This is a genomic window from Fibrobacter sp. UWH1, from assembly GCF_002210365.1.
GTDB lineage: Bacteria > Fibrobacterota > Fibrobacteria > Fibrobacterales > Fibrobacteraceae > Fibrobacter.
In genome coordinates, this window is sequence record NZ_MWQG01000046.1 from 1 (window position 1) to 22,368 (window position 22,368).

At 48.2% G+C, this 22,368-nt stretch carries 20 protein-coding genes; 6 read left to right on the forward strand and 14 right to left on the reverse strand.

The annotated features are described in order from the left end of the window. Positions 1–339 precede the first annotated feature (339 nt). The 3 genes from B7992_RS14365 to B7992_RS14375 all read right to left on the reverse strand — a co-directional run bounded on the left by B7992_RS14365 (position 340) and on the right by B7992_RS14375 (position 4,298). Positions 340–1,965, reverse strand: coding sequence for a cellulase family glycosylhydrolase (locus B7992_RS14365; RefSeq protein WP_088666608.1), 1,626 nt, complete (start codon positions 1,963–1,965; stop codon positions 340–342). A 110-nt stretch (positions 1,966–2,075) separates the two neighbouring features. Then, positions 2,076–2,918, reverse strand: a complete 843-nt coding sequence (locus B7992_RS14370) for a TIGR03915 family putative DNA repair protein (RefSeq protein ID WP_073161318.1) — start codon at positions 2,916–2,918, stop codon at positions 2,076–2,078. A gap of 108 nt (positions 2,919–3,026) precedes the next feature. Continuing rightward, positions 3,027–4,298 (reverse strand): putative DNA modification/repair radical SAM protein, encoded by a 1,272-nt coding sequence (locus B7992_RS14375; RefSeq protein WP_088666609.1) that lies wholly within the window; start codon positions 4,296–4,298, stop codon positions 3,027–3,029. Between the two features lie 258 nt (positions 4,299–4,556). On the opposite strand from B7992_RS14375, the gene B7992_RS14380 reads away from it, so the two are divergent. The 4 genes from B7992_RS14380 to B7992_RS14395 all read left to right on the forward strand — a co-directional run bounded on the left by B7992_RS14380 (position 4,557) and on the right by B7992_RS14395 (position 10,431). After that, positions 4,557–6,116, forward strand: a complete 1,560-nt coding sequence (locus tag B7992_RS14380) for a LamG-like jellyroll fold domain-containing protein (protein WP_088658828.1) — start codon at positions 4,557–4,559, stop codon at positions 6,114–6,116. Between the two features lie 184 nt (positions 6,117–6,300). After that, positions 6,301–7,611 carry a LuxR C-terminal-related transcriptional regulator gene (locus B7992_RS14385; RefSeq protein ID WP_217897618.1) on the forward strand — a complete coding sequence of 437 codons (1,311 nt, stop codon included), beginning with the start codon at positions 6,301–6,303 and terminating at the stop codon, positions 7,609–7,611. Between the two features lie 314 nt (positions 7,612–7,925). Continuing rightward, entirely contained in the window at positions 7,926–8,969 is a 1,044-nt protein-coding gene (locus tag B7992_RS14390; protein WP_088666611.1) for a family 16 glycosylhydrolase, read from the forward strand. A 73-nt stretch (positions 8,970–9,042) separates the two neighbouring features. Continuing rightward, complete coding sequence (locus tag B7992_RS14395) at positions 9,043–10,431, forward strand: GntR family transcriptional regulator (RefSeq protein WP_073161313.1); 1,389 nt, start codon at positions 9,043–9,045, stop codon at positions 10,429–10,431. 180 nt (positions 10,432–10,611) lie between these two features. Here B7992_RS14395 and B7992_RS14400 read toward each other — a convergent pair whose 3' ends face one another. From B7992_RS14400 to B7992_RS14440, 9 genes are all read right to left on the reverse strand, one after another. Continuing rightward, positions 10,612–11,346, reverse strand: coding sequence for an IMP cyclohydrolase (locus B7992_RS14400; RefSeq protein WP_073161312.1), 735 nt, complete (start codon positions 11,344–11,346; stop codon positions 10,612–10,614). Between the two features lie 207 nt (positions 11,347–11,553). Beyond that, a complete protein-coding gene (locus tag B7992_RS14405; RefSeq protein WP_088666612.1) occupies positions 11,554–11,883 on the reverse strand; it encodes a helix-turn-helix domain-containing protein in 330 nt (109 codons plus the stop codon). Further along, positions 11,880–12,176, reverse strand: a complete 297-nt coding sequence (locus B7992_RS14410) for a hypothetical protein (RefSeq protein ID WP_088666613.1) — start codon at positions 12,174–12,176, stop codon at positions 11,880–11,882. The genes B7992_RS14405 and B7992_RS14410 overlap by 4 nt, the downstream gene beginning before the upstream one ends. After that, on the reverse strand, positions 12,169–12,615 hold the full coding sequence (locus B7992_RS14415; protein ID WP_088666614.1) for a hypothetical protein: 447 nt from the start codon (positions 12,613–12,615) through the stop codon (positions 12,169–12,171). The genes B7992_RS14410 and B7992_RS14415 overlap by 8 nt, the downstream gene beginning before the upstream one ends. After that, positions 12,588–12,863, reverse strand: coding sequence for a hypothetical protein (locus tag B7992_RS14420; protein WP_073229345.1), 276 nt, complete (start codon positions 12,861–12,863; stop codon positions 12,588–12,590). The genes B7992_RS14415 and B7992_RS14420 overlap by 28 nt, the downstream gene beginning before the upstream one ends. A 94-nt stretch (positions 12,864–12,957) precedes the next feature. After that, positions 12,958–13,998: a hypothetical protein gene (locus B7992_RS14425; protein WP_088666615.1), complete on the reverse strand. Its 1,041-nt coding sequence runs from the start codon at positions 13,996–13,998 to the stop codon at positions 12,958–12,960. After that, complete coding sequence (locus tag B7992_RS14430) at positions 13,998–14,912, reverse strand: hypothetical protein (RefSeq protein WP_088666616.1); 915 nt, start codon at positions 14,910–14,912, stop codon at positions 13,998–14,000. The genes B7992_RS14425 and B7992_RS14430 overlap by 1 nt, the downstream gene beginning before the upstream one ends. A gap of 47 nt (positions 14,913–14,959) precedes the next feature. Further along, a complete protein-coding gene (locus tag B7992_RS14435) occupies positions 14,960–15,436 on the reverse strand; it encodes a hypothetical protein (protein ID WP_141100484.1) in 477 nt (158 codons plus the stop codon). Further along, on the reverse strand, positions 15,408–15,593 hold the full coding sequence (locus B7992_RS14440; protein WP_088666618.1) for a hypothetical protein: 186 nt from the start codon (positions 15,591–15,593) through the stop codon (positions 15,408–15,410). Before B7992_RS14440 ends, B7992_RS14435 begins: the two co-directional genes overlap by 29 nt. Before the next feature lie 123 nt (positions 15,594–15,716). Here B7992_RS14440 and B7992_RS14445 point away from each other — a divergent pair, with 123 nt between their 5' ends. Further along, the gene (locus B7992_RS14445; protein ID WP_073229327.1) at positions 15,717–16,040 is read left to right on the forward strand and encodes a helix-turn-helix transcriptional regulator; all 324 of its coding nucleotides are present in this window, start codon (positions 15,717–15,719) and stop codon (positions 16,038–16,040) included. Positions 16,041–16,659: 619 nt separating this feature from the next. Then, the gene (locus B7992_RS14455) at positions 16,660–18,117 is read left to right on the forward strand and encodes an efflux RND transporter periplasmic adaptor subunit (protein ID WP_141100485.1); all 1,458 of its coding nucleotides are present in this window, start codon (positions 16,660–16,662) and stop codon (positions 18,115–18,117) included. A gap of 9 nt (positions 18,118–18,126) precedes the next feature. Here B7992_RS14455 and B7992_RS14460 read toward each other — a convergent pair whose 3' ends face one another. Together B7992_RS14460 and B7992_RS14465 are read right to left on the reverse strand one after the other, a co-directional pair. After that, positions 18,127–20,073, reverse strand: coding sequence for a hypothetical protein (locus B7992_RS14460; RefSeq protein WP_088666620.1), 1,947 nt, complete (start codon positions 20,071–20,073; stop codon positions 18,127–18,129). Further along, positions 20,073–22,133, reverse strand: coding sequence for a hypothetical protein (locus tag B7992_RS14465; protein WP_141100486.1), 2,061 nt, complete (start codon positions 22,131–22,133; stop codon positions 20,073–20,075). Before B7992_RS14465 ends, B7992_RS14460 begins: the two co-directional genes overlap by 1 nt. Positions 22,134–22,368 lie beyond the last annotated feature (235 nt).

Consider the following 22,368-nt stretch of genomic DNA (forward strand, 5'->3'; position numbering starts at 1 on the left):
TCAACTCGGTCAGTAAAAACACCCCAAAAGTGTCAACCTTTTTTAGGGAAGGTCATATTTTTTTCGTATTACAAGAACCAATCTAAGGTTTTCATACATTTCAAGCATTTTTATGATACAAATGTTGCAAAAATACGTGATACACAGCACAATGTTAAAACTTCAGAACCAATTAGGCAAAATCGCGATAGAAAAACCTATGATACAAAAGCGAAAATACAATGCTAACGGTACAATGCAGACAATACAACGCAAACAATACAACGCTAACGCAACAAGAAATCCCGCCAGCACACGCCGACGGGATCCGCATTCAAAATTTCCTAGTATCAGGAATCGCTATCCGAGCTTAACTTCCTTGACAACAAGGATGCCACCTCGTTCGGTCTTAGGATACTGACGCATACCTTCGCCACCCTTGCCACGGTCCAGAACTTCAAGAAGATCACCCTTGGTAGAGTACAGGTGCAGTTCCCAAGGAACGTTGGGAGAATTGAAATAGCCGGAATTTTTCTGCACATTGCGCTGGAATGATCGATTTAGACGATCCGCCACGCTACGAGCCTGAACTAGGCTGATATCAGCAAGGCTCCAGGAAGTGGGAACGCCACCCATATCGAAAATCAGCAGTGCTTCGGGGTCAGACTCTTCCTTCATGGTAAACTTCCAGCTAAAGTTCTGCCAGCTGGTACTCAAGTCCAGGATACGTCCATTTGCATAGGGCGTATATTCGTCAGAGTCCTTCTTGATATTCACATGGAGAGTACGGGGCTTGTCGGCCTTGGCTCGCATGCTAAAAACATAGGTAACGCCATGACGCATGGACAGGCGCTGCTTGAACTGCAGATTCCAGGATTCCTTGCCAGCCTTCTTGATTACGAAGTTTGCGGCACCATCCTTTACAGAAACCTCGGCCTTACCGCCCCAGAAGTCCGTCACCCAGCCAGACAAAGCCTCTTCAGAAGAAAACTCACCATTCTGGATCAAGTTCGTCCCCACAGAAAGGGAGCCAGTCACATAATCCTTGTTCTGGATAAAATTGGGAATAATGCTGGTATTCTGGATACCGTTGGGGCTATCCAGACAGATTTCCTTACCCCAGCCAACCAGGGTATTTACAGAACCATGGATCGTCATATCCATTTCGGGGCTATCGAAGTTACCGGGGCCCCAGCTCCATGCCAACCAGCCAATGTCCAGGCGTTCCGCTTCCGACATAATCAGCTTATAGGGAATCTCCTTGGCGCCACCTACGGCAACAGGAGCAAATTCACCCACAACCAAGGGCAACTTCTTGTCGACAGAAGACTTAAGGACTCCACGGACGCGGTCTTCGACGGTTGCATACCCTGTAGTTTCTGGATTATGAAGTTCCGAAGGCCACCACATATGGATCGAGAATAGCAAATTATGTTCAGGATCAGCCTGTAAAAGCCTCGGCCCCACTTCCAGCAAGTTCTTTTCGCTCTGGCCCCACATATCAGCATCAATCATGATGGGAATGCGGATACCGGCAGCACGCATCTTGGTAACGATGGTGTTGTACGCCAGGAAGAAGTCTTCGGCAGGCACAACCTCATCACCAGGTTCATTACCAACATTGATAATCAGGTACTGCTGGTGGTTGGCGATCACCTGCATCATTTCTTCGCTGAGCCAGTAATCCAAAGCTTCGGGGAGTTTTTCCCAGTTACCGGTGGTATCATGAATTTCGGGAATGGGAATCATACCGTTGGCAATGCAGAGACCAATGATATTATCCAAATCACTCACTCGGCCACGGGTGTTCCAGACAATGCGCACACAATTGGCACCGGTCTTCGCGATTTCAGGAATGGTCTTTCCTTCGCGATCAGTCCAGATGAACATGTGGTTTACGCCACGTAAGATAGTCTTTTCGTTGTCTTTGCTGTAAAGGTAGCGATCCTGTACAAAAAATCCCGGTTTTGCAGACGCCATAGTCATTACGCATTTTCTCCATTAATTCTTATCCAAAAGAAAGATACAATTATTTGACTGAAATAGGCTTCTGTGTTAAAAATTATACCATTATCCGGAGAAATTCGCTCAACAAATCAAAAACTAGCCAGACGCGCCAGGGAATTCGCCTTGGCCACGTTCGACGGCAACGAAACCTGCGGTGGAGAATGAGCCGAAAGTTGATTGGCAAAATCCCTTTCGGGCATATGCTTCCAATAATGCACCGGTAGGCACCGCCGCAACAACCGCGGATTCTCGCGTTCCTTGATAGATATGGCGTTATAATAGTCCTTCCACAATTGGGTTATGGCATCAGGCGGCAAGCCCGCCTTCAGGGCCTTCAAATTGGGAATGGTAACCTCCTGAGGAGAACGCCCATCGTAATAGACACCATAATTTCGCCTTGAATCGTAAATTGCCCAGCGCTCGTTCACAAAACGCCGCAGAAAATGGTCCGTCAACAACGTCACGATATCGTACTTCGGCTCAATTTCCGCAAAGTAACAGCCGTCGTCCGTTTTAGAAAAACGGACCATGCCGCGCATGTCGCCGATTTCTCGGCGGACGGCCTGGGCAATCTTGTACAGCGGGAGCATTTCAGCCGACGCAATATTCTTACCATAATTCGGATCAAGGCCCGCAAACAGCTTACGCAGGTAGGAGAGCATCTGCATTTCAACGCCCTCCACCTCGGAACGGAACACCACATCCAACATCCACAGCACATCTTCGCTGGCGGCATTCACAATGGCCCGTTTCAGACGTCGGGCAGAATCTTCGGACGTTTCCACCCAGAAAGGCTGCATAAACAAGTCCGCATCCTCCCCCGCCCTACGGTCAGGCGTAATGTTCCCCACCACCAGGCGCTGGCGGTAGATTTCGAACACTACACTAAGGAATCCATCAAAAGTCGAATCGTAAGAAATATTAAGAGACATTATATCTAGCCACTAAAAGTTAAAGGTTCATAAAACAGATTTTCCAAGACAGTCCCATTGAAACTTGCTTACTGGGGCAGGCTTACAGAGACAAACTCAGAGATAAGCTTACGCATGAGCTGGCAGCATCGCTGGCCTAGAGTCCAGGGCGTCGAACATATTCAATTGCAGAGGCTGCGACGGCCCCACCAACAACGGGCGCACCATCTCAGGGTAAAGCCGGCGTAAACTGGCAGGCGTATCCGGATGGTAGATGAAGTACTTGGCCCGCTTCATGACCACCCCCATCTTCTTCAGCTGTTCCAGACGGATTTTACAGAACCTCCGGCCATTGGCAATAAGGTTTGCGGATTTAACTCCGATACCCGGCACCCGCAAAAGCATTTCGTAGTCCGCAGTCTGAATGTCGATAGGGAACATTTCCGGATGTCGCAAGGCCCAGGCCACCTTCGGATCAAGGTCCAGATCAAGATTGGGATGGGCCTCATCGAGAATCTCGTTATACTGAAACTTGTAGAAACGCATAAGCCAGTCAGCCTGGTACAGACGATGTTCACGGACCAGAGGCGGCTTGGTGGTTATAACGGGCAACCTCTTATCGGCATTGATAGGAACGTAGCCCGAAAAATAAACGCGTTTCATCTGCTGTTGCATATAGAAACCGTTAGACAAAGTCAGTATCTGAAAATCCGTTTCGCCAGACGCCCCCACAATCATCTGGGTCGTCTGCCCCGCAGGCAGGAACTTCGGGCTATAACGGGACACGCCCTTCCCTGGATTGTATTCCAGTTTGCGCTCTGCCAGATAGTTCATGGGGCGATACACCGACGCATGATTCTTTTCGGGCGCCAGGTACTGCAGGGCCTTATCCGACGGAATCTCAATATTCACGCTACTTCGGTCAGCATAGAGTCCCGCTTCGTGCAGTAACACTTCGGAAGCCCCCGGGATGGATTTTAGATGGATGTAACCGCCAAAACGATGGACAGTCCTCAGTTCCTTTGCCACCTTGATGAGCATTTCCATGGTAGCGTCAGGGCTCCCCACCACGGCGGAACTGAGGAACAAGCCCTCGATATAGTTACGTTTGTAGAATTCCAGCGTCAGGTCGATCAATTCCTTAGGCGTAAAAGTCGCCCTGGGAATATCATTGGAACGACGGTTGACGCAATAGGCGCAATCATACTTGCAGGCATTACTCATTAACACCTTCAAAAGGGAAATGCAACGGCCGTCCGCCGCCCATGTATGGCAAATACCCGCCTGGCAGGCATTCCCCATCCCGCCCTTGGGAGTGTTCCTATTGGAACCGCTAGACGAACACGAAACATCGTATTTCGCCGCATCCGCCAAAATGTTCAACTTTTCCCTTACGTCCATTATAATAGCCCGCAAAAAACAAATGCACTTTTGTACACCATTTAATATAATAACTAGTGCTCAAAAAAGCAAGTCGTAGTTTTCAATTCAATTCATAAAAAATCAAATATTTCCGTGATTAATGTCATCATATTTCAGCACGTAGCCCTTTTAACACTTTCCACCCTTTTTTCAGAGTGTAAGTTTTATGTATATTTTACGGCGGATGACATGAATTTCCCAACAGGACAACAGAACTCATTTGGATTGGAGTAAAGAATGAAGAAGTTCCTAGTACCGGTAGCCGCAGCATTGAGCCTTATGGCCTGCTCCGACGTAAACGATTCTATCGCCAACAATAGTCAACCCAGCCAAACATCCGTCGCAACCCCCAGCGCCCTCTGGAAGCAGTTGGAAACGGATGGTGTCAGCGAATATTTTGAAAGCAATGGTGTACTCCATACCGGTGAAACATCCATCCAGACTAATTTAAATTGCAAGAACAGCCTCCACATCGACGAATACACTCTGCTTCTCGATGAAATGGAAGGCATTTATAGAGAAGGAACCCTTGTAGACGGCGTCTGCGGCAAGGGCGTCGCCCTCGCATCCGGTGAAGTCGCTCCCCTCACCATTAACATGGTCGACGAAATGTCCAAGGGCACCATCGAATTCTGGTTCAAGCCAGCAGAAGATTTCTTCAACCTGGACAGAACCCTCCTGGGTAACGACGAAGCACGCATCCACTTCTTCGTCATGAACAACCTGCTCGTATTCCAGAAAAATCACGCCGACAAGCATTATTACGTCATGGGTCCCGCCAAATTCAAGAAAGGCTGGAACAAGATCGCCGGCCAGTGGGGTGACGGCTACCTGAGCGTCTGGATGAACGACGAGCTGGTGGCAAAGATTGCCCATACAGAAGGCTACAAGCCCTCTAACCGCGGTAAGCCTTTCGGCAACTTGCTAGTCGCCGGTTACAAGAGTTCCTGCTGCATGGAAGGACCCGGTATGTATAGCCCCCTGACAACCAGCGGCGCATACGACCAGATTCGCATTTCCATCATCCCCCGCTACAAGAACGAAGGTTCCATAGAAGACAAGGATGAAGAAATTTCCTCCAGCAGCGAAGAAGTGATCATCGAAGAATCTTCCAGCAGCGAAGAAGTGATCGTCGAGGATTCCTCTAGCAGTGAAGAAGTGATCATCGAGGAATCCTCCAGCAGCGAAGATGTAATCGTCGAAGAATCCTCCAGCAGCGAAAATTCCGATGACGACATCATCTTCTTTGAAGACTTCGACAGCGGAAAGAACTACGGAGTCACACTCATTGAAGGCGAAAGCGGTATGGCAGCAAGCCTGGAATACGGGCAAAAAATCGTATTGGCGGCCTTAGACGAAAAAATTCCCCGGGGTACTTTTGAATTTTCATTCAAGCCCGGCGAACAGTTCGAATCCATGTACAAGGCAGCCCTGGTCGGAACCGACGAAAGCCGAATGACCATCCTGAAAGTCAACGATCAGTTGGTATTCTACAAGAATTTGCCTGACAGCTATATCAAGGTTAGCGGTAAGTACACCTTCAAGGAAGGCTGGAACAAGATAGCCGCCCAGTGGGACGGCACCTCCATTTCCCTGTATGTCAATGGGGAACTGATTGGCGAAACCGCCACCACCACGGTCTACACACCCTCTACAAGAGGAACATACTATGCTGCCTATGGCAATTCAATCCTGGTGGGCTATAAGAGTTACTGCTGTACTTCTGACGGAGAAGGCAGTGCCTACACTTCTGGAAGTTTCGACAACATCCTCGTAACCTCCAAGTTGCTCTACTAACCGCACAAAAAAAATTTTAACGCCTGCGCAATATTCAACGCAGGCGTTTTTCGTTTTTAGGGAGCATCCCTCCCAAATTTCAAAATATTTATGTTTTTTTTGTAACATTCCCGAAAAAATTCAATTTTTATGTCAACGACAGACTAAATTTGGCACGATGTCCGAGAGGTGTAAAGTACAGGGATTGACTAACCGGCAGCTCGAAGTTCTCGACCTGCTGCGCAAGGGGTTGACAAACGCCGAGATTTGTCGTGCCTTGAATATTTCAGAAAACACCGTCAAAATCCACCTGGCCAACATCTACAAGACGCTAGAAGTTTCAAACCGTACGGAAGCAGTAGCCGCAGTCGCAGAAACGGCCAAAAACTGGGTTAATTCCGATGAAGTCCGCATTCGCGTCATCCACGACAGCGACATAAAGGACCATCCCCTTGTCTATGAACTGTTCCACGGCATCGTAGAAAACTTCCAGGAATACCGCCTGTTCCTAATCAATACCGGATTGTCAGACGAAATTGTACAGGATTCAACCTATCAAATTAAAATTTCGGCTTCCCAAGACGGCAACCAGGCATTTATTTCACTGCTCCAGGGCAACAACAAGGCTATAATCTGGTCACAGAACCTTAAACTGGATGACGCAAGCGCAATTGATCTTTACGCAGACCAGTATTCAATCGTGCTGTTCCGCAACATGATCATTTCTGCAGCCAAGGTTCTCGAACAAAACTCCAATGCCTCCCCCGCCTGGTGGTACGCCACGTCATACTCCATCATAAAGAGTGAAAACCGCAGCAGGGACTGTTTCGAAAAGTGCATGTCGATGCTTCAGTCCCTCACGGTGGAAGGAGACATCAGAAACTACGTCCTGTGCAGTCAGGCATCAATCTACTACCTGGGAATTTCCGAAAACTGGGTAAACGGAGAGGAATACGTCAAGAAAATTGGGGAACTGGCTTGCGATACCATGCGCAACAACCCCTCATCGGCCTATTCCATGTTCACCATGGCCCTTTACAATATCCTGTTGGGCAAGAAGAACGAAGCTATCGTCTACTTCGAGGGCATCCTGCTGTCCAACCCGCTGAACGTCATGTGCCGCCGCCTGCTGGTCCAGCTGTATATGCTCATGGGCCGCGAAGAAGACGCCTTAAAGCAGCTTGATGAAATTGCCCGCCTTGTCCCCAACGGTATGGACCAGCCATTCCAATTCGTAGCCAAGGCCATGATCTATTTCCTCCAGGGGAATTACGATTTCTGCGAAAAAGTTTCTAGGCAAGTACTGATGTTCCACCCCGAAATCCCCTTTGCAAGGCTTTTTGTAATTGCCTGCAACAACAAGAAGGGGAATTTGGACGAAGTAAAGAAACAGGTGAAGATATTCTACGAATACCATCCAAACTTTACAAGAAATGACTTGGAGCGTTTTATCGGAGGAGTATCTCCCAACCTCAAGCAGATTCTCCTAGAGGCGATCCAAAACATTTTTGACTAAAATCACGAAAAAACGGCAGTTTACCCTGCCTTTTTTCATTTATATAGCCCATATGGGCTATGGCTTTAATCATACCAACTTATTATTTTATGAATACCTGAGAAGGAGAAACGCTCTCTGTCCGACACCTCTTATAGGAGAGCATTATCACTTGGGGGACAAAGAGAGGTAGCCTTCCAATTGGGAGAAGGCTACCTTTTTTTGTTGCCAGACAACCCATCAATCGATACAGTGCTGAGAAATTAACACTCGTTAAACTTGTTATAAAGTTAGACAGTTTATATGTTTGATTCCGGTGTAGAAAAGGAGTCAAAATGAACCTGAAAAAATCTATCTCTCTCTTGGCAATGGCTGCAGCAGCAGTTTCCGCACAAACCAACGACAGGGACTACTCTGGCGCCGAACTTTACACTAGGGACACCTACGAATACGGTCGTTTCGAAGCCCGTATGCAGATGGCAGCCGGTTCCGGCACCGTCAGTTCCATGTTCCTCTACCACAACGATTCTTACATTGGCTGCGACGAACCCTGGGTCGAAGTGGATATCGAAATTCTGGGCAAGAACCCCAATGAATTCCAGTCCAACATCATTACCGGTTACGGTCCTGCCGATGGCTGCGCCGACAGAAAGCAGTACAGCGAAAAGCTTCATCCCATGAGCCCCGCCGTGAACACCGCCTTCCATACCTACGTCATGGAATGGACTCCGGACTACGTGGCCTGGATTATTGATGGTGTTGAAGTCCGCAGAACCAAGGCTGGCGAACTGAACAGCAAGGGTGCAGATCAGGTCGTAGACCTGAAGAAGAAGCCCCAGGGTCTCCGCTTCAACCTCTGGTCCCATACCGATGCCGGTTGGGTTGGCCCGTGGGACGATTCCATCCTCCCCGTTTACCAGTTCATCAACTGGGTAAAGGTTTACAAGTACACTCCGGGTCAGGGCGAAAACGGTTCCGACTTCACTCTGGACTGGGTTGATAACTTCGATTCTTTCGACTCTTCCCGCTGGCTCAAGGGTAACTGGACCTTTGACGGCAACCGAGTCTACATCAGCTCCAAGAACATTTACGCACAGGACGGCATGATGATCCTCGCCCTCACCAAGAAGGGTCAGGAAAGCTTCAACGGCGTGGTTCCCCAGGATACAGAACCCAGCCCCGTTACAAGCTCTGCAAGCCAGGATCCTTCCTCTAGCGCTTCCGCCGATCCGGCTTCTAGCGCTTCTGAAGATCCGTCTTCCATCAAGAAGCTCACTCCTGCAGCAAAGCTCCAGAATTCTCGCGGCACCTTCAACGCCAAGGGCGAAATGGTGAACAAGGCTAACGCAGCCCGCTACCGCGTAGACTTCAAGCTCTAAAAAAGACTCCAACCCCAAACAACAAAGCCTGTACAGTAGCAATATTGTACAGACTTTTTTTATTTTGTAGTCCGTGAAGAACCGGATTAAGCAAATTTTATTGGATACTCCCCATAAAGATGGAGACCGCCTCCCTTCTATCAGAGATGTGATGAAGCATTATAACACGTCTTCGGGTACGGTACAGTCCGCCCTGAAAGAACTGACGGAAGAAGGAAAAATCTGCAAAATTCAAGGAAAGGGGTGCTTCTGGGGAAAGGAACTGATCAGCCAGAATATACCCATGGTTCACGAAACTGTGGCCGAACGTCTGGCAAAAGCTTTTGACCGCGATTTCGAGCGCGGACTCCTCAAGCCGTCTAAGTCCCTCCCCCAGTCCAAGGAACTGGCCCTGCGTTACAACGTAGCCCAGAACACCTTGCGCAAATTCCTGGATGGAAAGGTTTCCCAGGGAGTCCTGAACAAGTCCGGCAGACAATATTTCTTTGCCCAAAACAGGGTTGTAAACGAAACTTCCCCCCTCAGCGAAGTGATTTTTGTAACTCGATGCAACAGTTGGGGCGGTTTTACGCCAGAAAGTGAACGCGAACTGGATTTTTTGCGTCTAGTATATAGAAAGGCCGGCGCAGAACGGTACAAGCTATCTTTATTAGGCATTAATGATGAAACAGGCAAGATCGTAGACCGTAGCGGAAAGGAACGCAGACTTTCAGACTATCCCAACGCTGTGGGAGCCGTCCTGTCCACTCTGCTGGTGCAGCGATTCCAGCCCCTGTTAAACTTTTTTGCCGACGCCAAGTATCCCGTGGCCGTCTGGTGGGAGCATCCCGAAGAAGCAGTCCCCAAAACATTCTTGCGAAAGTTGAACTGGACCTTCTTCAACTCCACCTTCGGAGAAAATCCCGGTCAGGAAACAGGCCGCTACCTGATGAGCCAGGGCGTCAAGGAAATCAACTACTTTTCGCCCTACCATAATAGTTCCTGGTCCAAGGATCGCCTTATGGGGCTGTTGACTTCGGGCCTGCAGGTACACCCCTACGCAGACGATGAATTTGCAAGTCCCTGGGACTATAAGGAAATTGCCAGAAAGAATGTGGAAAAGCATTCTGTCGAAACATACGCCCGCAACCTGGAAAAGGATAAACTGAAGTCTATGGCCCAGCGCGCAATCGCTGACCGCCAAGGCAAACCGAACATTCCCTGGGTTTGCGTCAACGACGAAGTGGCCGGCATCTTTATCGAAATGAATGACGATGGCGACATCAAATTGGAACAGCCGGAATACGGTCCCGTTTTGGTGGGGTTCGACAATTCCATCGAAAGCTACCTATTGCGACTCCCCTCTTATGACTTCAATACCGAAGCGTTGGTAGAGCAGATTTTCTACAGCATCAGCAATCCGTCGGAATATTACGACAAAAAGAAAATCCACCACATTTTAGGAAATGTTGTTGAAAAATAGCGAAACAATTCCACAAAAACAAAGGCCCCCAAAAGGGGCCTTCATTTTTCAACAACATTTCCAATTACGAATTATTAAGTACGAATTACGAGAATAATAGTCGCGGAGAAGCCGCCTAACTAAGTCTCATAATTCATACATCGTAATTCATAATTGACTTTGATCTAGACAAAAATAAGTTTACTTGTTTTTGTTGACGATCAAAGTCTTAGCCTTGAAGGTCTTGCGGTCGATGACCTTAACCATCAGGGAAACCTTGTTGTCCTTGTCCAGGGCGTTCCAGTACTTCTTCAGGTTTTCTTCGGCGGTGTCGAAGATGGGCATCAGCTTCGGGGAACCTTCGAAGGAAGGAATGGGCTTGCCGTCAGTCACGTAGGTGCTGATGAAGTGGCCGAGACCCGGGAGAGCCTTTTCGAATTCGAAAGTAGCGCGTTCGCAGCCAGCGTCTTCGCAGTTGTTGCGAGACTTCAGGATGGAAAGCTTGTAGAGAGCCGGCTGGGCATTCTTGTAATGAATACCGGAGATACGCGGAGTGAAGTTGGGAGCGTCGTCTTCGTACTGACGGGTAGCCAGAGCGCTTTCGAAAGTGCCGCCCAGCTTGATGGCGTCATAGATAGTATCAGTCTGGTCACCGTTGGTGATGATCTGAACATCAGCAGTGTGGCGAGCCGGATAGTAGATGATGAGGTGCGGGTCGGTGAGCTTGGATTCATCGAAAGCCTTGGTCTTCATGAAGCCGGTCTTAGCTTCCATTTCGAAAACGCGGTTACGGCTGTTGACGCTGCGGCCCATGATCCAGTAAACCTGAACGAAGGACTTGCCATCGGGGCTGGTGCCGAGAACGATACCACGACCGGGATACGGATTCTTGGTGAGAGCCTTGAAGTTTTCTTTTGCTTCATCTGTATAAGACATATTGTACCTCAAATAAGGTTATAGGTTAAAGATTATAGTTTAAAGATTATAGCTACACGGCTTCGCCGTTCTTAATTATGCGCGAAGCGCCTAACCTCGCCTTTATCCTTTCTCCTATAACCTTTCATCTTTTAGGGTTATAATTGTTCATTAAAACGCCAATTTTGCTAGATTCCTTTATTTATAAGGGTTTCAGAGCGTTTGCACCTATCTAAAGTGACGCAGAAGTGACGCTTTTTGTGAAGCCTCATCAACCGACATAATCCTTTTAGAACGCAAGTATTCATCTAGGTCGCTAATGTAGAATTTTAAGTCGCGACCGTCTTTTGAATAGGCGATTTCTCCACGTTGAGCACGCTTTCTGACGGTGTCCTCGGCACACTTGAGATATTCTGCTGCCTGCTTGACATTAAGAACGCGGCTTCCGGTTGCAGTTCCACCTCCAATCATAGCACTGATGGAGTCAAGAAGCTCATTTTTCAAGGTGGAAACAGCCTTCTCCAGGTCGGTCTTTGTAAGAAGTTCATCCGCAGTCATTCTTCGCCTTCCTTCGTTTCAAGTTTATGGATCGCTGCCACGAAAGGCAGCGTGAAATTGATCATAAGCCCGTTCAAAAGACGTTCCACAGGAACGCCTAGACGAAAGGCGGCTTCCAGGTAGCCTTTCGTGAGACTTTCCGCCACAGCGAACTGTTTTCGCTCCAGCGGGATACTCTTCCCTTCCCCATCATCAAGTACGGTCTCTCGATAGACCTTGCGCAGGCACTCCAGCCTGTTATTTGCGTCAACCATGGCAATGATTGAACAGATTTCCTTTTCAAAATCATCCATGATTCACGCCCTCAAGATTGTGACGCACTCTCATGCGTCTCATAAAGTCCTGTGGAAAAAAGGAACGGAATTTCTTCACGTCCCTTTTCCATGCATCCTCGAAAATGGCACTCCAAACCAGGAGTTCATTTCGATGGCGTAACATTTTAGTGTCGGGCTTCTCAAACTGTTCCAGCGTAACTTGAAGAAATCTTGCTCTCCAGAGAAAGCAAGCGTGCAACGCATGGAGAGCCAGTTTGTGAAGCTGACAATTCCTAAAGTCAAGGATGCTGTTCACATCCTTGGATTCTGCGAGACTGGAAAGGGCACAGTTCCTCTCCTGAACATTGACGGAACAGTTGGCGTTCGCAATGCGCAGTTCTTCCTTGAGCCGGGCCACAGTCCGCTCCAGTTCCCACACATAACGTTCGTCTATGTTATGCTTTTTATCTTGTTCCACGAAACCTTTTCCTTATGTTCGTAAGTGAAATACTCCCTCTCGACAAGCCTCTCCCCGTCCAGATGGAAAATGGTAAAGCGAATCCTACCCTCAAGCGCGACGTTCGTACATTCGGCGGCAACAGCCTCGATCCATCTGTAAGCCTGCTGTACTTCGTCAAAGCTGGCCTTCATCTCGCTTGCTGTTACGCCAGCGACGTTGGCGAAAGTTTCATCAAATTTTGCACGGGATTCATAGTGCATGGTCATACCTCTTTTTTTATGGTTTTGATTTTTTAGTCAGAAAAAAAATCCGGTGATATCGCGCACCGGAAACGCGCCTGCTATAGGTGTCGTCCAGAGTCTAGTACATCACGCGGAGGTGACGCACCTTGCCATGAACGATATCCGTTATGAGCTGCTTGGCAAGTTCTTCGCCAATGCCATAACGTTGCAAGTCCTCAAGCACCTCGCGATTTACGAGACGCTTATATTCCTGTTCATCGCTGGGGAAAAGCATGGACTCACGCGTAGCCCTGGCATCCGCCTCGCCACAGTCAACGTGGGTCAGCTTCTCCGCTTCGGCTGCAGCCTGCTTTGCGCGTTCTGCATCCAGCTTGGCGGCTTGCGCCTCCATCTGAGCCTTGCGAAGCTGTTCCTCGGCTTCACGCTTTTCGGCTTCCGCCTTTTCCCTAGCCGCCTTTTCAAATTCCGCCTGCTGGGCGCGCAGCTTTTCAAGCTCGGCACGTTCGGCTTCCTGCTTTTCAGCGCTTGCCTTGATGCCTTCAACCTGGCGCTTCGCGTCCTTGATGGCGTCCATCGCTTCGGCATAGCTTTCATCCCAATAGTCTGCATCATGCTCATGGCTGATGATGGCTTCGAGTACCTGCTGACAGCCTGCGCTGTCACAGCCGATGGCTGTTGCAGGAAGGTTGGTAATATCCACGATTTCCGCCTGGCGCGCCTCAATCGCGCGGATAGGAGCCATGGTTTCCTCTTGCAGCATTTCCAGCGTTTCCTTGATGGTTCGACGGGTTTCGTCAACCTTCTTGGGTTTCGCCTTGAGCGCTGCAGCGACCTTCTTGCCTTCGTCCTCAATGGCGTTCTTGAGCTTCGCGAGCTTTGCGTTCAAAGCCTTGCGAGCCTTGTAGCCATTTTCGGTATGCACGTCTGCAACAAGTCCACGCGCGATCTTCTTGACCTGCTTAATCATGGGAAGGAAATTGTCCTTATCCATGAACAGGGTTTCCGGGTCCTTGCAGTCCGTCTTGATTACGAACTGCTTTCCTTCGTCCACAAGCATAACGGCATTGGGATTTTCAATTTCAATCACCTGGATTTCAACGGATTCTTCAACGTTTTCAGTAATCATCTTGGCCTCTGCATTCTTGATTGTCGCTTCCATTAGAAATCCACCTCCTGCATCATATCGTTTTCAATCTTCTTCGCCTCGCGATAGAAATCGTCCAGCTGACCTTCGTTAAGGTCCTCCAGCTTCTCGCAGTTGAATCTGCGCAGAGCCTCCTTGATTGCAGGCGGGTTCATCTTGTTGCACACGCCAATGAACTTTGTCTTGCGGTCGCCAGCCTGTTCCTGCGGTGGCGCCTGGGTAGCTGCGTTCTGGAACGGTTCTTCGCCATAGTACTCCGGCGGCTGATCCATCGGGACATTCTCGACAGTATCTTCAAGGTCCTGGGTAAACTCACAGCTTCCACCAGTTGCCTTGAGAACTGCGTCAATGAGCGAACGCTTCGAGGCCATCTTCAAGACAGTATTATAGACGTCAGCGATATCCGGATTTTCCAGTTTCTTGTCGCCCTTCTTGAAAATCATCCAGCGACCATTGTCATCCTTCTTCGCGGTAAAGCCCTTGCCACCGAGGGTTGCGGGGTCTTTTTTGTTCCAGTATTCCTTCGGAACAGGCTTTCCAGTATTTTCAAGCTCGCTTCCGCGATAACGGTACTTGCTTTCCATCGTGCTGCAGCTTCCGATTCCGGTCGCCACAAGTTCGCCACCGCTGGTGAGCGTGGTCGTGACGGTGTATTCGCGGTGACCGTTGCCCAGATCGTTAATGTCCGCGTGGGTTCCGCTTGCAAGACGGAACGCCATGCACAGGAGTTCCGCACCGTTTTTCAAGAGCGTAGGTTTATCGCCACAGCCCGGAATAGTACCGAAGTGGACCTTATCCACCATCAGTTCGCGCTTGAGCTGTCCGACCATATTTGCGCGCAGCTTGAGTTCGCTCAAGCTCATCATGAAACCTGTATCTACCAGCATTCCGCTGGTGCCCTGACTTTGAGAAATCATTTCGTTCGACATTTTTTACCTTTTTGTTTTGATTTGTTGATATTTTGGATTCAATTTTTTCATTTGGTAGCCTTCTCGATATTTTTCAGTCGCGCTTCCACATATCTCGTGACTGCACCCTTCCAGTTTTCAATTATCGTTCCTTCTCGCGTCTTACCTCCTCTACTGAGTGTTATTTCGAACCATTCACGCGCAAGCGATTCATCAAGTGAACTCTCTGCGCAGAAATCGTAAAGATCTTCCTTTGATGGAAACTTGGGCTGTGGTTTTGGTGGCCTTGGATTCCTGATTTCATGACCTGCTTTTTCATGGCCTGCAAGTGCGTTTGCCCTGTTCACTTCGCCACGTAGCTTTATCCTTTCCTGGGAAATGCGAACAAGGAACGCGCCAAAGCTGGTCCCATCGGAAATAGCGTCCTCAAGAACGTCCATGGACTCCTTGATATCGGCGACGATTTGATCGTCCGTCATTTTACGGAAATGCTTTATGAAGTCACTGAATGAAACCTTAGCCCAGAACGGATTCGCCATTTTCATAGGCCCTTAAAATCAAAGCGGAAGCGATCATACCTTGAGTGGTTGGCACTCCCTTGTCCCTGTTTCGCTTGGAAAGTTCCATCAGCGCCTGCTTGGCCTGTTCGGTAATGCCGACCTGCCAAACTTTCTGTTGCCTTGTATTCAAATTGTCTTGCATATTATTCAAACTTATTTGTTTTCTTTACAAAATTTATTCACTTCTATGCAAAAATTCAAGAGAGAAATTAAATTTTATCAAAAATTATTTGACTATTATGCAAATTTTGTTTAAATTTGTTGCATGAACATCGAAAAATTTCTCTCCCGTACAAATCGTAACGCCAACAGCCTGGCTGCAGAGCTGGGCTTGAACGCCTCAAGCATCACTGCCTGGAAGAAAGGCAAGTCCACGCCCAGCTATGAAGTATGCCAGCGCCTCCTGGAAACTGGCATGGATATTGACGAGTTATTTACTCCGGAGCTTTGGCAGGCGATAAAGGAACGTCACGCACAGGAGATTCGCGGGGAGGTTGTTCTTTCTCCGGAGGAATGCGCTGCAATCGTACGGAATGGCCTGCTTGCTCTGCAGGGAAAAGATACAGATGTTCAAGTCCAGTCAAAGTGACTTTGAGACAGTCTTTGAGTTTTGGCATAATAATCCTTTGGGTTCCTTAGGGAACCCAATTTTTTTGTTGATTGTTTTGCAATTCGCAGCGATTAGCAACAAAATGCAAACGCCCTTTGCAACTGGCAAAAGTTGGCAACGGGTCGCAACAAAAATTTGCAAGCCTTATATAGTAGTAGAAGTAGTAGGAGAATGATTAGTTAGTAGAAGTATGAGTAATAACTATTCTCAGATATTGAATAGAAAACTTTTATATAAAAAAACCTCATACTCAACTCATAGTGCCCTGCAGAAAAAAATTAAGGGTAATTACGTAGAACAAGCAAACAGCTGCTTGCAAAGCGTTGTACAGGCGTTTTGGGAATAAACAAGTAATTTAGCTGGATGAACTAAAAAAACGCTGTACACGTCCTGTAGTGGTGCTTGCTTAATTCTGCAAAACTTTGGGACGATGTGCGAAAATTTGCAAATCGCAAAAAAGATTTCTTTGAAATTTAGCTCATTAGCTATCAATGTTTAGGTGAGACAATCTTTGATAACTCTTTGAAACTGGGTTTTATGTAAAAATTCTATCCCTGTGTTTCCCTTATTTTTTTTATTTTTTCCAAATATTACTCGTATGCCCATGACTAAAGAAAATCCAGAAAAACCTCAATTTGACCAAAACGCTGTTATCAAGGCATTGCAGAACGCGTTGCAAACAACGAGTTCCAAGATTGGGCAGATGAGCGAGATGCTGGATGTCGTGAGGATTGTGGGAGACGCAAAAACTTTCAAGACGGCTAGTCTCGCGCTTACTGGCGAAATTGCGGATCGGCACCATGCAGAACGAGTGAGCCTTGGCATGGTCAAGCACGACTACGTTGTACTTGCCGCAATAAGCCATACGGATCATTTTGAAAAAAAGATGCAGGTGGTCCGAGACCTTGAAAATGCCATGGAAGAGGCATACGAACAGGATGCAAACATCGCCTATCCAGCGCAGGCTGAAGATTCTTCCATAGTAACCCATGTTCACGAATATTACAGCAAGACCCATGGTGCGGGTAATTTGCTTTCTGTGCCTGTGCGTCGGGGTGACGATACCATTGCGATTCTTACATGTGAAAGAACGTCCAAACCTTTCGGAAATGACGAATCAACGCAAATATATCTTACAGCCTCGCTTGTAAGTGCAAGGCTAGAAGAGCTTCACAAGAAAAGCGGATGGTTTGGCAAAAGGCTCGTTCATGCAATAAGGAATGCGTTTGCAAAATTGCTTGGACACGAACATACGTGGGCAAAACTTATCGGCATTCTTCTATTAGGATTCATTTTGTTCGCTACGCTCGTCCCGATAGAATACAGGGTCAGTTCTCCGGCGATGCTAAAGACGGACCACGTCACCTACATAAGCGCTCCGTTTGAAGGATTCATAAAGAGCGTAAACGTAAAGCCAGGCGACATCGTCTATAAGGGCGACGAACTACTGAGGCTCGATCAGAAGGATTTAAAATTGGAAGAGGCTGACCTGCTTGCACAGGAGCAGGATAACAAAAGGGAAATCCAGAAAGCCCAGGCGAACAAGCAACTTGCTGATTTGCGCATTCAACAGGCTAAGCTCGCCCAGACTCAAGCCAGGCTCAAGACAGTACGCTACAAGTTAAACCGTTCTGTAATCCGTTGCGAATCGGACAGCGCCGTTATCATAGAAGGCGACCTGCAAAAAAGGATTGGTGCCCACGTAAATCAAGGCAGTGAACTTTTCCAGATGGCTTCAATTAAGGATATATACATGGAAGCCGATGTAAGCGAACTGGAAGTAAACAACGTTCAAATTGGCGGAGAAGGCCTGATGGGAATCAAGAGCCACCCGGATTACGTGTATAGATTTAGGACAACCCTCATGAGTCCGACAGCAACAGTAAAGGATCAGGAAAATACCTTTGCCGTACGTGGCGAGTTTGTTCGATATACACCGGAGTGGTTTCGTCCCGGCATGACTGGCATCGCGAAGATTTTCGCCGGAAAGCGAACTCTCTGGTGGATTCTTTCGCATCAGGCAATCGACTACCTGCGTCTAAAGCTCTGGTGGTAAAAACTTACATTAACCAACGTCGTTTCCGCTGAATCCCAGGGAATCTTCCAGCCAGGAGTCCGTTCGTTGCACCGCCAATCTGTTCTGGTAATCCTTGTGTCCTGCACGGTACTGAGCCCAACGAACAGCCAAGGCAGAAAACAACCCCAGGCGGCTAAAGATTGCGGATATGGTTCCCGGCAAATTTCTGCGTAGCACGTCATCTTCAAAACTTGCGTAGTGACTCGCGCTTCCCGGGTCCCCTTGTCTTGCTGCGCGGCCAAAAAGCTGGCGGTCTATCCGTGACGACGGATTGCACTCGGTTGCAATCACATGGAGACCGCCCAATTTCTTTACCTGTGCGGGAATCTTGATGTCTGTTCCTCGGCCAGCCATGTTTGTAGCCACCGTTATCGCACCCATTTGACCGGCATCGGCAATAATTGCAGCTTCATCATCGCTACGAACCGCATTGATAATGCAGCATTTGAGACCCTTTGCAGCAATCATTTCTGCAAGGATTTCACTTTCGTCAATGTCCTTGGTTCCAATCAGAATCGGCCGCCCACACTTATGGATTTTTAAGACTTCCGAAACAATGGCTGCTCGTTTGGCACTTTTCTTTGAATATGTGCGGATGCGGGAAATTTTACGTTTGCAGGGGCGATGGTTTGGAACGCACAACACAGGCGCTCCGTAAATCGTCCAGAATTCACCAAGAGCCTCCTTGCCAGTACCGGTCATGCCGGAAAAATTCCTGTACAACCTGAAGAATCTCTGAAAGCTCATTCGAGCCTCCGTTTCCTTAAGACCTGAAAGTTCCAGACCTTCCTTGAGTTCTATCATTTGGTGAAGGCCCCCGTTCCAGGAACGCATTGGCATTTTTCTCCCAGTAGATTCATCGACAATCACAATCTTGCCGTTTTCTACAACATACTGTCGCCCTGCAAAGAAAAGATACCGGGCTGTAAGAGCCTGCCGAACAAGGTCTTTCAAGAAAGCGGCCTTTGAAAAACCCTGCATCGAGGAGTCTTCCTGCATGTCTTCAAAGTCCCTTAAAAAATGGATTGCACGAAGTTTTCCATCCACAAGGAAATCTTCACCTTCCCTCATTTTCTTTGAAAGTTCGAAAGCGATTTTGCAACTTTCGTTAAAGCCTTCGTTCTTGTTTTCACGGGATATGATGAGTGGGGTCACGGCCTCGTCAATCAGCACATTGTCCGCTTCATCTACAATGGCTGTACAAAGCCCACGTTGTACGACGCCCTTTCCAAACTGACCGCCTTGCAAGCTGAATCTATCAAGAAGACGCTTCGAAAAGTTTTGCATCTTGCCCATGGCTATACGATCCCGTAGAAAATCGGCAAGAACTTCCTTCGCCGTGGAATAGGTAACCGAAGCAGAATATCCGTTCTTTCTTTCGTCTGGCTTCATTGCCGAGGTGACAGCACCCACGGTAATTCCGCAAAAATCGTACAGCGGTTTCATGATTTGGGCGTCACGACCAGCCAAATAGTCATTGGCGGTAATCACATGGCAAGGTTGCCCAGAAAGCCCACGGATTGCGGCACACATGGCTGCAGTGATTGTCTTGCCTTCGCCGGTGGACATTTCCGCTATATAGCCATGGTAAAGGCACAAGGCTCCCGCAATCTGTTCAACATAAGGCCTGTAGCCCATGGTGCGAACAACTGCTTCTTGCATCAAGGCGAAGGCTTCTCGTAACACGGAATCAGTGACAGGACGCTTGAAGAGATCCGATAGATGGACAATCCGTTCTTTCAGTTCAGCATCATTTTTTGTCGAAAAGTTTTTGCTTTGACCATCGATCTTGCGCGCTGTTTTCAGCATTTTCCGAATGATAGAAGAACGGCTTTTAAAACGACCTTTAAGCCTAAACACGAAGGCGTCAATACCCACGGGGATTTTTTCCACGTGCTTTAACGAAGTGAGCCTGTAATCGTGCGTCAAATCCATTACATTCTATAGTATTTTTGCAAAGCCTGGCGAATCTTGCGAATGCCCTGCGTGGCTAGCGGTGTGTAGCCCAGCAACAAGTGTATTTTACCAGTCCGGCCATGCAGTCCACGAACTCCAACGGAATCTGGCAGTTCTGCCCGCAGTAAATAAACAGGCTCCGCAGTCTGTTCCGACGTTCCGTCGCTCCTTGTTTCGACATCGCCGCCACCGAACCACCCAAGGGCATTGGAAGGCAGTCGATCCTGGGCGCTGGGGATTGCCTTTGCAGATACAACCTGCAATTCCTTGAACACATCGCCATGCAGACGGACCGAAATGCGGATGGGCCGCTGTCCAAACAACCTAGCACCTTCTTCCTGGTTTACCACAGCCAAAAAGTCAAAGGAAGTTGTATCAAGTAAAATCCCAACGGAATCACCCTTTCCAACCCAACGCCCTACATAGTCTTCGATTCCGGGAGCACTCCACACACCGTCTATGCCCGCAATCAAGGCAAGTTCACGCTTGCTCTTTTCAAGTTCGGCCAACTCCTGCCTTAAAACGGCAATCCTCTTTTTCAACGGTGACATATTCTCCGGGGCTTCACTTAGCGCCCGATTGTACATTTGTTTTGCTTCTTGAATTTCGGCTCGTTTTCCATCAATGGCATATTGCAATTCACTATTGCGAAGCAACAGTAGGGTATCACCCTTTTTAACAGAACTGTTGCTGTTCTTGTAAACCCTGCTGACAAAGCCGCCCTCGGTGGCAATTGTATTTTCATAGCGACGGGCCTCCAATACTCCAGGGGCGGTAAACGTGTCGGGAACAGGCAGGCCAAACAGAATTCCTAGCAACACCGAGAAGAATAAGATTGTTACAAAGACAGCCCTGTTTCGGACTCTTGAAAGGGCTGGCCCCCAAAAAACATACCTGATAAACTTGCCCACAGGAATGACCACCATGGTCAGACACAGAAGAATTCCCATGATAAAGGAAAGAATCAAGTAATGGGCAGAAATGGCGACGATAAAACCTGCAAACAGGAAGAACCTGTAAATTGCGCTTGCAATTCCATAGAATGTATAAATCAGCTTTTCGCTTACGGTAAAGGCAACTGGCTCCGCATCACGCTTTCTAAAGACATAACGCTCCAGAAGATACTGCAAATGCCTTGCGGAATGCTGTTGCAGATTCGGCATATCCAGCAAGTCTGTCAGAATGTAGTAGCCATCAAAGCGCATGAGCGGGTTTACGTTGAACAGGACTGTAGAAACCGAGCAGATGATAAAGACATTGTAGCACAGAGCCCTTGCCGTACCTCCGCCAAGGTTTGCCCAAAGAATCAGCGCCACCGAAGCTATAAAGAATTCAAAGAGCATTCCTGCGGCACCAACAAAGGCTCTATGCCTCTTTTTGCGAAAAGACCAGCTTGCCGTGGCATCCACATAGGGCAAGGGGGCAAGCAGCATGAACATTACCCCAAGCGTATGAACTTCGCCTCCATACCGCTTGACAATGCTTGCATGGCCAAACTCATGAAACAACTTTACAAAAACGGTGCAGACATACACCCAGCCGATATTGGATGGAGACAGGAAGCCTGCACTTTGATCCTTGAGCGCATCGAAGTTTTCAATCCCATACTTAACGGCAACAAAGACTGTCGCGAGCCAAACAAGAAACATGGGCTTGCTGATTAAGATGCGTATAAGCCAACGAAGCCGATTCAGAAGCGGGTCAGGATCAAAAACGGGTATGCGAAGGAAAAAGATGTTTAGCAGGGTGGACTTGACTTTTTTGCGACTTCGTTTCTTGTCTCGCTCAAAAAGTTTCGTTCCATCTTCAACACCGTCATAGAGCAGCATGTTCGCCTGGTAAAGTTGGGCAAGCATTTCAATGACTTCACCCTGTCCGGGAATATCCCCTTCACCACTTTCAAGCATGGAGTTCCAAATTTCGCCGACAGTCCTTTTTGAAGAAAGGCGTGAAACAAAGGAGTAAGCCCCCTGCGGCAAGCGGAAATACTGGTTCGTAAACGGCTCGTAAAGCACATACCAGAGAATGCCTCGGTACATTTGTCGATGTACACGAACGCTGGACCGCAGAGCGATCCTGCTCCCGGCCAGGCGATACCACGACTCATGGAAGATTTTTCGCTGACGATCCTGGATCACTCAACCTCTACACATCCTCTACGGGAACTTTGATAATGCCCTTGTCAAGCACAAGAAGGTTGTTTTCACCAAGCAAAACAATGAGGCATCATCAACATGTGTGGAAGCATTTAGGCAGCCTTGCTAGATGATTCTC

Bases quoted from the DNA above. Each gene is read 5' to 3' on its own strand.
- B7992_RS14425 (WP_088666615.1), bottom strand. From the start codon at position 13,998: ATGGAAGCGACAATCAAGAATGCAGAGGCCAAGATGATTACTGAAAAC.
- B7992_RS14465 (WP_141100486.1), bottom strand. From the start codon at position 22,133: ATGTACCGAGGCATTCTCTGGTATGTGCTTTACGAGCCGTTTACGAAC.
- B7992_RS14405 (WP_088666612.1), bottom strand. From the start codon at position 11,883: ATGACTGCGGATGAACTTCTTACAAAGACCGACCTGGAGAAGGCTGTT.
- B7992_RS14445 (WP_073229327.1), top strand. From the start codon at position 15,717: ATGAACATCGAAAAATTTCTCTCCCGTACAAATCGTAACGCCAACAGC.
- B7992_RS14435 (WP_141100484.1), bottom strand. From the start codon at position 15,436: ATGAAAATGGCGAATCCGTTCTGGGCTAAGGTTTCATTCAGTGACTTC.
- B7992_RS14455 (WP_141100485.1), top strand. From the start codon at position 16,660: ATGCCCATGACTAAAGAAAATCCAGAAAAACCTCAATTTGACCAAAAC.
- B7992_RS14400 (WP_073161312.1), bottom strand. From the start codon at position 11,346: ATGTCTTATACAGATGAAGCAAAAGAAAACTTCAAGGCTCTCACCAAG.
- B7992_RS14430 (WP_088666616.1), bottom strand. From the start codon at position 14,912: ATGTCGAACGAAATGATTTCTCAAAGTCAGGGCACCAGCGGAATGCTG.
- B7992_RS14460 (WP_088666620.1), bottom strand. From the start codon at position 20,073: ATGGATTTGACGCACGATTACAGGCTCACTTCGTTAAAGCACGTGGAA.
- B7992_RS14420 (WP_073229345.1), bottom strand. From the start codon at position 12,863: ATGACCATGCACTATGAATCCCGTGCAAAATTTGATGAAACTTTCGCC.
- B7992_RS14375 (WP_088666609.1), bottom strand. From the start codon at position 4,298: ATGGACGTAAGGGAAAAGTTGAACATTTTGGCGGATGCGGCGAAATAC.
- B7992_RS14370 (WP_073161318.1), bottom strand. From the start codon at position 2,918: ATGTCTCTTAATATTTCTTACGATTCGACTTTTGATGGATTCCTTAGT.
- B7992_RS14440 (WP_088666618.1), bottom strand. From the start codon at position 15,593: ATGCAAGACAATTTGAATACAAGGCAACAGAAAGTTTGGCAGGTCGGC.
- B7992_RS14390 (WP_088666611.1), top strand. From the start codon at position 7,926: ATGAACCTGAAAAAATCTATCTCTCTCTTGGCAATGGCTGCAGCAGCA.
- B7992_RS14365 (WP_088666608.1), bottom strand. From the start codon at position 1,965: ATGACTATGGCGTCTGCAAAACCGGGATTTTTTGTACAGGATCGCTAC.
- B7992_RS14410 (WP_088666613.1), bottom strand. From the start codon at position 12,176: ATGGATGATTTTGAAAAGGAAATCTGTTCAATCATTGCCATGGTTGAC.
- B7992_RS14380 (WP_088658828.1), top strand. From the start codon at position 4,557: ATGAAGAAGTTCCTAGTACCGGTAGCCGCAGCATTGAGCCTTATGGCC.